Origin of the sequence: Pseudoalteromonas sp. TAE56 (assembly GCF_000497955.1) — a bacterium.
Classification (GTDB): Bacteria; Pseudomonadota; Gammaproteobacteria; order Enterobacterales; family Alteromonadaceae; genus Pseudoalteromonas.
Window position 1 is genome coordinate 48,534 of the sequence record NZ_AUTN01000135.1, and the last position, 10,048, is coordinate 58,581.

At 40.3% G+C, this 10,048-nt stretch carries 8 protein-coding genes; all 8 read left to right on the plus strand.

Translation table 11 applies throughout. The annotated features are described in order from the left end of the window. Positions 1 to 4: 4 nt before the first annotated feature. The 8 genes from atpA to L656_RS0116110 all read left to right on the plus strand — a co-directional run bounded on the left by atpA (position 5) and on the right by L656_RS0116110 (position 9,595). Positions 5 to 1,546, plus strand: a complete 1,542-nt coding sequence (gene atpA, locus L656_RS0116075) for a F0F1 ATP synthase subunit alpha (RefSeq protein ID WP_024599968.1) — start codon at positions 5 to 7, stop codon at positions 1,544 to 1,546. Between the two features lie 60 nt (positions 1,547 to 1,606). Continuing rightward, the gene (atpG, locus tag L656_RS0116080; protein ID WP_008172041.1) at positions 1,607 to 2,467 is read left to right on the plus strand and encodes a F0F1 ATP synthase subunit gamma; all 861 of its coding nucleotides are present in this window, start codon (positions 1,607 to 1,609) and stop codon (positions 2,465 to 2,467) included. 33 nt (positions 2,468 to 2,500) lie between these two features. After that, positions 2,501 to 3,886, plus strand: coding sequence for a F0F1 ATP synthase subunit beta (gene atpD, locus L656_RS0116085; RefSeq protein WP_024599969.1), 1,386 nt, complete (start codon positions 2,501 to 2,503; stop codon positions 3,884 to 3,886). Between the two features lie 13 nt (positions 3,887 to 3,899). Then, positions 3,900 to 4,322: a F0F1 ATP synthase subunit epsilon gene (locus tag L656_RS0116090; protein ID WP_007377666.1), complete on the plus strand. Its 423-nt coding sequence runs from the start codon at positions 3,900 to 3,902 to the stop codon at positions 4,320 to 4,322. Positions 4,323 to 4,626: 304 nt separating this feature from the next. Then, a complete protein-coding gene (glmU, locus tag L656_RS0116095) occupies positions 4,627 to 5,985 on the plus strand; it encodes a bifunctional UDP-N-acetylglucosamine diphosphorylase/glucosamine-1-phosphate N-acetyltransferase GlmU (RefSeq protein ID WP_024599970.1) in 1,359 nt (452 codons plus the stop codon). 112 nt (positions 5,986 to 6,097) lie between these two features. Beyond that, the gene (locus L656_RS0116100) at positions 6,098 to 7,042 is read left to right on the plus strand and encodes a hypothetical protein (protein WP_024597175.1); all 945 of its coding nucleotides are present in this window, start codon (positions 6,098 to 6,100) and stop codon (positions 7,040 to 7,042) included. After that, positions 7,039 to 7,644, plus strand: coding sequence for a DUF1240 domain-containing protein (locus L656_RS0116105; protein ID WP_024597174.1), 606 nt, complete (start codon positions 7,039 to 7,041; stop codon positions 7,642 to 7,644). The genes L656_RS0116100 and L656_RS0116105 overlap by 4 nt, the downstream gene beginning before the upstream one ends. 157 nt (positions 7,645 to 7,801) lie before the next feature. After that, positions 7,802 to 9,595 (plus strand): choice-of-anchor I family protein, encoded by a 1,794-nt coding sequence (locus L656_RS0116110; RefSeq protein ID WP_024599971.1) that lies wholly within the window; start codon positions 7,802 to 7,804, stop codon positions 9,593 to 9,595. The last annotated feature ends 453 nt before the right edge of the window (positions 9,596 to 10,048 follow it).

Sequence of the window (10,048 nt, forward strand, 5' to 3'; positions counted from 1 at the left end):
GAGCATGCAACTTAATTCCACTGAAATTTCAGATCTGATCAAACAACGTATTGAGAAGTTCGAAGTTGTAAGTGAAGCTCGTAACGAAGGTACTATTGTATCTGTTACTGACGGTATCATCCGCATCCACGGTCTTGCTGACTGTATGCAAGGTGAAATGATTGAGCTTCCTGGCAGCCGTTATGCTATCGCACTAAACCTTGAGCGCGACTCAATTGGTGCAGTAGTAATGGGTCCGTACGCTGACCTTACTGAAGGCGTAAAAGTATATACTACTGGTCGTATTTTAGAAGTTCCTGTTGGTCCTGGTCTACTTGGTCGTGTTGTAAACACACTAGGTGCTCCAATCGATGGTAAAGGCGCTCTAGATAACGACGGGTTTGAACCTGTAGAAAAAATCGCACCAGGTGTAATCGAGCGTAAATCTGTAGATGAGCCAGTTCAAACTGGTTATAAATCTATTGATGCGATGATTCCAGTTGGTCGTGGTCAACGTGAGCTTATCATTGGTGACCGCCAAACAGGTAAAACTGCACTAGCAATCGATGCAATCATCAATCAAAAAGACACAGGCGTTAAGTGTGTGTACGTTGCGATTGGTCAAAAAGCGTCTACTATTGCAAACGTAGTTCGTAAATTAGAAGAGCATGGTGCACTAGCAAATACTATCGTAGTTGTTGCATCTGCTTCTGAATCTGCGGCACTTCAGTACTTAGCACCGTTCGCGGGCTGTACTATGGGTGAATACTTCCGTGACCGTGGTGAAAACGCATTAATCGTATATGATGATTTGTCTAAGCAAGCAGTTGCTTACCGTCAAATTTCATTACTACTTAAGCGTCCACCAGGCCGTGAAGCATACCCAGGTGACGTATTCTACCTTCACTCTCGTCTTTTAGAGCGTGCATCGCGTGTAAACGCAGATTACGTTGAAAAGTTCACCAATGGTGAAGTAAAAGGTAAAACTGGTTCATTGACGGCATTGCCAATCATTGAAACTCAAGGCGGCGACGTTTCTGCGTTCGTACCGACTAACGTTATCTCTATCACCGATGGTCAGATCTTCTTAGAAACTGACTTATTCAACTCAGGTATCCGTCCGGCAGTAAATGCTGGTATCTCGGTATCGCGTGTTGGTGGTGCTGCACAAACTAAAATCGTTAAGAAACTAGGTGGCGGTATCCGTCTAGCCCTAGCTCAGTACCGTGAATTAGCTGCGTTCTCGCAGTTCGCGTCTGACCTTGATGATGCAACTCGTGCTCAACTTGAGCATGGTGAGCGTGTAACAGAGCTAATGAAGCAGAAACAGTACGCGCCAATGTCTGTTGCTGATATGTCTTTGTCGTTATTTGCTGCTGAAAAAGGCTTCCTTCAAGACATCGAAATCTCGAAAATCGGTGACTTTGAAGCTGCTTTACTTTCTTATGCAAGTAGCACATACGCAGAGCTTGTGGCTCAAATCAATGAAACTGGTAACTTAAATGCCGAGATCGAAGCGCAGCTTAAAGAACTTCTAACGAAGTTCAAGTCTACGCAAACTTGGTAATTTAGTTATTAATGGTGCGCTTTAGGAAACTAAAGCACACCTTGATTCGGAGAGAGAGTCATGGCCAGCGGAAAAGAGATTAAAAGCAAGATCGGGAGTATTAAAAATACTCAAAAGATCACTAGCGCAATGGAAATGGTTGCTGCGTCTAAAATGAAAAGGGCGCAAGAACGCGTTGCTTCAAGCCGTCCATACGCTGACAAATTACGTGAAGTAATTGGTCGTGTTGCTCAAGCAAATCTTGATTTTACTCACCCGTTCTTAAAAGATCGTGAAGTAAAACGAGTTGGTTATATTGTTATCTCTACAGACCGTGGTCTGTGTGGCGGTCTAAACTCAAACGAGTTTAAGAAAGTTGCACTTGATGTTAAAGCGTGGAAAGAAAAAGGTGTTGATGCTGAGTTTGCTACTTTAGGTAGTAAAGCAGCTGGTTTCTTCCAACGTTTTGGTGGTCAACTACTCGCTAAAAAAGCGGGCCTAGGAGATAAACCTTCAGTACAAGATGTTATTGGTCCTGTAAAAATAATGCTTGATGCATTTTCTGAAGGCAAAATAGACCGTTTATTCTTGGTATATAACAAGTTCGTTAATACCATGAAGCAAGAGCCAATTATAGATCAGTTACTCCCTTTGCCAAAAGCTGAAGAAGAAGTATCTGCTCACACATGGGATTACTTATACGAGCCAAACCCAGAGGCTATTTTAGAGTCTTTGTTAGTACGCTTTATTGAGTCTCAAGCATACCAAGGTGTAGTAGAAAATGCTGCCTCTGAACAAGCTGCTCGTATGGTTGCAATGAAAGCTGCAACTGATAACGCAGGTGACCTTATGGATGAGCTACAGCTTGTTTATAACAAGGCTCGCCAAGCAGCAATCACACAAGAAATTAGTGAGATTTGTTCTGGCTCAGCAGCAGTTTAATGCTTCGGGTAAAGATTAACGAGAGGAATAGACATGAGTTTAGGTAAGGTCGTCCAAATTATCGGCGCCGTTGTGGATATTGAATTTCCACAAGATAGCGTGCCAGCGGTATACCACGCACTAAGAGTTACAGATGGCGATTTAGCTGGTTTGACTTTAGAAGTCCAACAACAGCTAGGTGGCGGTGTAGTGCGTACTATCGCTATGGGTACTACTGATGGTTTACGTCGTAGTGCTTTAGTTATGAATACAGGTGAATCGATTCAAGTTCCAGTTGGTACTGCAACACTTGGTCGTATCATGAACGTACTTGGTGAGCCAATCGATGAAGCGGGTCCAATCGGCGAAGAAGACCGTATGTCTATTCACCGTGCAGCGCCTTCTTACGAAGAGCAATCAAGTTCAGTTGAACTTTTAGAAACAGGTATCAAGGTTATCGACCTTGTATGTCCGTTTGCTAAAGGTGGTAAAGTTGGTTTATTCGGTGGTGCCGGTGTTGGTAAAACCGTAAACATGATGGAACTTATCCGTAACATCGCAATCGAGCACAGCGGCTACTCAGTATTCGCAGGTGTTGGTGAGCGTACACGTGAGGGTAACGATTTCTACCATGAGATGAACGATTCAAACGTACTTGATAAAGTATCGCTTGTATACGGTCAGATGAACGAGCCTCCAGGTAACCGTTTACGCGTAGCGTTAACTGGTCTTACTATGGCTGAAAAGTTCCGTGACGAAGGTCGCGATGTACTTTTCTTCGTAGATAACATCTACCGTTATACACTTGCTGGTACAGAAGTATCTGCACTACTTGGTCGTATGCCATCAGCGGTAGGTTACCAGCCTACACTTGCTGAAGAAATGGGTGTGCTTCAAGAGCGTATCGCTTCTACTAAGACGGGTTCAATTACTTCAATCCAAGCGGTATACGTACCTGCGGATGATTTAACAGATCCATCTCCAGCAACTACCTTTGCTCACTTAGACGCAACAGTAGTACTTTCACGTGATATCGCATCGCTTGGTATCTACCCAGCGGTAGACCCACTTGATTCATCTTCACGTCAGCTTGATCCACAAGTAATTGGTGAAGAGCACTATGGTATTGCACGTGGCGTTCAAACAGTTCTTCAGCGTTATAAAGAACTTAAAGACATCATTGCAATCCTAGGTATGGACGAGCTTTCTGACGAAGATAAGCAACTTGTATCTCGTGCACGTAAAATCCAACGTTTCCTATCTCAGCCATTCTTCGTGGCAGAGGTGTTTACAGGCGCGTCTGGTAAATACGTATCACTAAAAGATACAATTGCTGGCTTTAAAGGCATTTTAAACGGCGAGTTTGATGACCTTCCAGAGCAAGCGTTCTACATGGTTGGCTCTATCGAAGAAGCTCAAGAAAAAGCCAAAGGCATGTAACTAGGAGGGTAGTATGACAGCTATGACTGTACATCTTGACGTAGTAAGCGCTGAGCAGAGTTTGTTCTCTGGTCTTGTTGAATCGATTCAAGTATCTGGTAGTGAAGGCGAGCTGGGTGTAAACCTAGGCCATGCTCCACTACTAACTGCCCTTAAACCTGGTATGGTACGTTTAGTTAAGCAATTTGGTCACGAAGATGTGATATATGTTGCTGGCGGTACATTAGAAGTTCAACCAAATCACATCACGATTCTTGCAGATACTGCGGTTCGTGGTGAAGATTTAGATGAAGATTCTGTACAAAAAGCTAAACGTGAAGCTGAAGAACATATGGCGAATTCGTCAGCTGTTGAGTTTGATTATCAGCAAGCGGCTACGCGACTGGCAGAAGCAGTTGCTCAGTTACGCGTAATTCAGCAATTACGTCATAAGTAAGCCTATCCGGTTTTTAAAAGCCCACTTTGAGTGGGCTTTTTTGTGCCTATAATTTAGATATTTAATAGCCGTTTTTTATAAATGCTAAATAATGGGTTTATCAGATTGTTATCTACACATTTACACTTATATCCTTAACCAATCCTCGCTACAATAACGCCATTCAATTAAGTGTGTTTTTCAGTCAAGATTCAGTACTAATAAACTAACCTACTGAGTATTTGCACAAGAAGTGATTTACGTAATCTTCTGATAAAACATAAAACTTATTTAGCTAAAACAACGAAAAAAGGAAATTGTTTTAATGGCTCTAACAACAGTTATTCTTGCTGCGGGTAAAGGTACTCGTATGCGCTCTGCTCTACCTAAAGTTCTGCACAACGTTGCAGGTAAACCAATGGTGCAGCATGTTATTGATAATGCGATGGCATTAGGTGCAACAACCACAAACTTAGTTTACGGACACGGCGGCGAACTATTACAAAAACAACTTGCCGATAACGATGTAAATTGGGTACTCCAAGCAGAGCAACTTGGTACTGGCCACGCAGTAGCTCAAGCTAACCCACACATTAATGACGACGACACCGTACTTGTTTTATACGGCGATGTACCACTTACAAAGCAATCAACGCTTGAGCGCTTATTAGCTGCAACACCTAAAAATGGTTTAGCGGTATTAACAGTTAATTTGGTTAACCCAAATGGTTACGGACGTATGCTGCGTGAAAATGGCAAGCTTGTTGGTATTGTTGAGCAAAAAGATGCAAGTGCAGAGCAGTTACTTATTAGCGAAGTAAACACCGGCATTATGGCGGTTAACGGTAAGCTTTTAAAAACATGGTTAGGCAATCTATCTAACAACAATGCACAAAGCGAATACTACCTTACAGATATTGTTGCTATGGCTCACAGTGAAGGTGTAGAAATTACTTCAGCGCAGCCAGATCATGCAATGGAAGTTGAAGGCGCAAACAACCGCGTACAACTTGCAGGCTTAGAGCGTGCTTATCAAGCATGGCAAGCAGAAGAGTTAATGTTAAATGGTGCCACCCTAGCCGACCCGGCGCGTATTGATGTACGTGGCGATGTTAAAACAGGCGAAGACGTATTAATTGATATAAACGTTATTTTTGAAGGCACGGTCACGCTTGGTAACAATGTACAAATAGGTCCAAACTGCGTACTTAAAAATTGTAGTATTGGCGATAACGTTGTCATTAAAGCTAATACACTGATTGAAGATGCCACAGTTGCTGATAAATGTACGCTGGGTCCTTATGCTCGCCTTCGCCCTGGCGCTGTAATGGAAGAAGACTCGCACATTGGTAACTTTGTAGAGATGAAAAAAACCCGATTAGGTAAAGGCTCTAAAGCCAACCACTTAAGTTATTTAGGTGATGCTGAAATTGGCGAAAAAGTAAATATTGGTGCAGGCACTATTACCTGTAACTACGATGGTGTTAATAAAGCAAAAACTATTATTGGCGATAATGCCTTTATTGGCTCTAATTCATCACTCGTTGCCCCTGTAAATATAGGTGCAACTGCAACAATTGGTGCAGGCTCTGTGATCACCAGTACTGTTGAAGATGATCAACTAGCAATCGCACGCTCTAAGCAGCGTAATTTAACTGGCTGGAAACGACCTGTTAAAAAATAATAAGCCAACACCTTTTTAAAGCGAGTTATATACTCGCTTTTTTATTGCTTATATTTTGACTATTATTTAAACTTATGATTAACGGATTAAAAAATACACTTAAGGAACTCCTATGTCTGCATATGCTCGCCGTGCTATTGCCGAAAGGCAACGTCAAAATCAAATTAAAAGTCTTCTATCAGGTAACAATCACACGCTGATACAAATGAATTCTGCAGAGTTTGTAGAATACATTATTTCTGTAAAGATGAAGCAAGGTAAATCTCGTTCAGAAGTGGTTGATTGGCTTGATGAGTTACTGGAAGAGCATAATTCACTATCAAGTAAATGGAAACGAATTAAAGATCCATTAAAGACAGGGGGTGGGTTATACCCTTTATTTGATGATATGAAGGCATTAGCCATTATAGCGGCTGCAATGCAGCGCCAAGGTAATGTTTTTGGTAAGTTTAAAATTAAAGTTTATAATGGTTCCCCTGCTATTATAATGTCTTCTTATCCTGGTATCAAAGCTCATTTAACGGGTACTCGTTATTTAGCAAGTAACCCCAAACTTTTTACTATCGGTGTCGGTAAATTAGAAGCTGCAAAAGCTATGAAGGGTGGGTTTGTGCTCACTCTAGTAATTTCAGTGACATTTCATGCTACAGACTACCTTTTAAACGATCAAAAAACATGGCATGACTTAGTGGCAGGTGTAGCCGTGGATATGGCTGTAGTTGGAGCTGCTATTGTGACTACTAGTACAATATTAGGTGTCGCATCAGCAGCATCAGCAGGTTTAGCAACAATAATTGCAGGTACAGTATTAGTGCCCTTGTTGGTTGTTGTAATCGTTGGGGTGGCTTTTTCAATTGCATTTTCAGATACCAGTGATTATGTAAAAGTACTTTCTGATGAGTTAAGAAATATTGAAAATAAGATACAGAGTGGTGTAGTTAAAATTAAGGCTGGAGCGCAAAAAATTAATAGCGAATATAAAGAAAATCCAAATGAATTTTTACATGAAACCTTTGGAGTTCCTATGTTTAAAAAAACTAGGTCTTATAACTTGTGAAGTTTTTAGAATGGAAAAAAGCAGATAAAAAGTTATCTCTTGCAAATATGAAAGAATTAGCATCTGTTTTTTTCTTGTTAATTGTTAGTGGGGGACTGTGCTACAAGATAGCCTTAAACTTTTTTTCCGAAGTGGAAACTATATTTTTAGTTAGTCAGCCTCAATTTTTTATCAAAGAGCAAGCCACCATACTATTATCTTTTTTATTATTACCTTGCTTATTTTTAACGTTTTTATCAACTTTACAGCGTTTTTTGGGGTTTGATATAAAGTTAACTTTAATTAATGCATTTAAAAGTGCAGTTGTAGGTTTAATTGTTTTATTAATTCTATCAATCCCGACGAATCTTGTTATAGAGTCTAATTTAAAAAGCAAAGGTTACACTTATTGTAGTTGGTACACCGGACCCTCACTTCGAGCGCCTGATGTTTGGCTAAAAAACGATGAGTTATGCTTACAAGGTGGCTCTGTCATAATCAGTGATATAGCCGATTGGTTCGAGCAAAAAAACCAACAAGGTATTGAACCTTCTGTTGATGAGCTAAAAGAGTTTATAGAAGAAACTCGAAAAAGGCGTAATGAGCATATTAATAGCTTTTAGTTACAAAGCTGATTTCATGGGTAATAAGCTACTCCTTAGCTGCAAGCGAGTTTAACACTCGCTTTTTTATTGCCGAAAGCTAATCAAAATAAAACTGCCATAATCTTGTCATGCCTGTGTGTTGATATTTAGCAAATACAATACTAAGGAAAATCACATGTTTAAAAAATCAATTATTGCGCTGTCACTTATATCTGTTCTTACTGGTTGCTCACTTGATGGTGACGATGGTCAAAACGGCTCTCAAGGATTACAGGGAGAACAAGGCGCAGGTGGGACTAATGGGTTAAATGGTATAAATGCTAATTCAGTATTAAATATTAGCCTCGTAGGAAGAGGAGTATTAAATGCACAAAGTCCAGAAGGTGCCGCTGAAATAGTTGCTTACCAAGCATCTAAAAAATGGATTTACGCTATTAACAGTTCAGGCGATGATGCTGTTGTTAATATTTTACCCGCAGACATCTTTGATACTGCCGCACTTGTTAAAGATAACGAAGGGGTTATAAGCGCCACAAACTTAACCTCGGTCATTACGTTGCCTTTAAACGAGCACACCCAAGGCGATGCAAACAGCATTGCTATTGATGAAAACAATAATTTACTAGCGGTTGCAATGGCTGCTGAAAGCACGGGTGATGAAGGGCAAATTGCTTTTTACGATATAAGCGGCGAATCACCTGTCTTTATTAAAAATGTTACAGTCGGATTTTTACCAGACATGGTGACGTTCACCCACGATGGCGCAAAGGCAGTGGTTGCTAACGAAGGTGAACCAAGTGGCGACTACAGCGTAGATCCTGAAGGTTCTATTAGTATTATCGATATAACAAATAATGTAATAGCTGATACAGCAATAAATATTGATTTTAAAGCCTATAACAACAAACAAACCGAACTAGAAGCGCAAGGGATAGTTTTTGCAAATCCAAATGGTCGTACTATTAACGGTAATCTAATAAATACCACAGTAGCTATGGATTTAGAGCCCGAGTACGTTAGCATTTCTAAAGATAACAAATATGCTTATGTATCTATTCAAGAAAACAATGCACTTGCAATAGTTAACCTACAAGACAACAGTCTTGAGCTAAAGGGCTTAGGCTTTAAAGAGTGGTCAAGCTTACAACTTGATGCCTCAGATAAAGATGGCGGCGTTAATTTTAAATCATACCCAGGGCTCTATGGTATGTACCAGCCCGATACTATCTCAAGCTTTAGTTGGAAAGGCGCTAACTTTATAGTCACTGCCAACGAAGGTGACGCAAGAGAATACTTTTTTGATACAACGGATGAAGCAGACTGTATAGCAAAGGGCGGACTTGATTACGATGAAGACGATGGCTGCTTAGCTTATATAGATGAAAGCCGCGTTGAAGACTTAACTCTTGCTGCTAATTTTGATTACTTAAATAACGACGATGATGATATTGGTCGCTTAAAAGTAACAACAATAAAAGGCGATACCAATAACGACGGACAATACGAATCGCTTTACGGCTATGGCGCACGTTCTTTTACTATTTGGGATAGCAATGGGCTGGTGGTTTTTGATTCAGGTGACGATATAGCACGTATAACAGCATCTGTGCATGGTGAATCATTTAACAATAATGAAGATGAAAACAATGGAGACTCACGTTCAGATGATAAAGGCGCAGAGCCTGAAGCGCTGGCTATTGGTAAAATTGACGATCGTACATTTGCTTTTATTGGTTTAGAACGTATGGGCGGTATTATGGCTTACGACATTACTAATCCATACAATGTGCAATTTGAAGACTACTTCTATAATAGAGGCTTAATTAAAGGAGCGAATATTACAGGCGATTTAGCACCTGAAGGAATGGTATTCGTTTCAGCAGAGCAAAGTGCCACTGCAAACTCACTCTTAATCGTTGGAAATGAAATATCAGGCTCTATTGCCGTATGGGAAATAGCATCTAAATAAATCTTTAATTTTAAATAAAGCTGTGTGTTGTTTGTTTAACATACAGCTTAGTTTAAACCTTACTAATACATCATCAATTGATACATAAGTTGTGGGTGTTTTTTAAACTAAAAGTATCCTGCAGCCCTTTATTTGTATAGCTTTCATACTAAATGCATTTAATTGTCAAAAAGCTGAAATAAAACATTGACCCCCGCTCGAATCTCCCTATAATGCGACCCCACTGAGACGGGAAACGCCAACGCATAGCGAGGCACGAACTACCTCAGAGAGTTAAATAAAACTTCGGTTTTAAATTATCTAAAAAGAAAGTTTAAAACTAAGTGTTGACTCGAAAAATAAAGGGTGTATTATTCGCATCCCTTGAGGCGCTAAAGCGACTCAAAACGTTCTTTAACAATATAAAGCAATCATCTGTGTGGGCACTCGTACAGATTGAGTTCTAACAGCCAA

Coding starts and splice junctions, on each gene's coding strand:
- atpA (WP_024599968.1), top strand. CDS start 5: ATGCAACTTAATTCCACTGAAATTTCAGATCTGATCAAACAACGTATT.
- atpG (WP_008172041.1), top strand. CDS start 1,607: ATGGCCAGCGGAAAAGAGATTAAAAGCAAGATCGGGAGTATTAAAAAT.
- atpD (WP_024599969.1), top strand. CDS start 2,501: ATGAGTTTAGGTAAGGTCGTCCAAATTATCGGCGCCGTTGTGGATATT.
- L656_RS0116090 (WP_007377666.1), top strand. CDS start 3,900: ATGACAGCTATGACTGTACATCTTGACGTAGTAAGCGCTGAGCAGAGT.
- glmU (WP_024599970.1), top strand. CDS start 4,627: ATGGCTCTAACAACAGTTATTCTTGCTGCGGGTAAAGGTACTCGTATG.
- L656_RS0116100 (WP_024597175.1), top strand. CDS start 6,098: ATGTCTGCATATGCTCGCCGTGCTATTGCCGAAAGGCAACGTCAAAAT.
- L656_RS0116110 (WP_024599971.1), top strand. CDS start 7,802: ATGTTTAAAAAATCAATTATTGCGCTGTCACTTATATCTGTTCTTACT.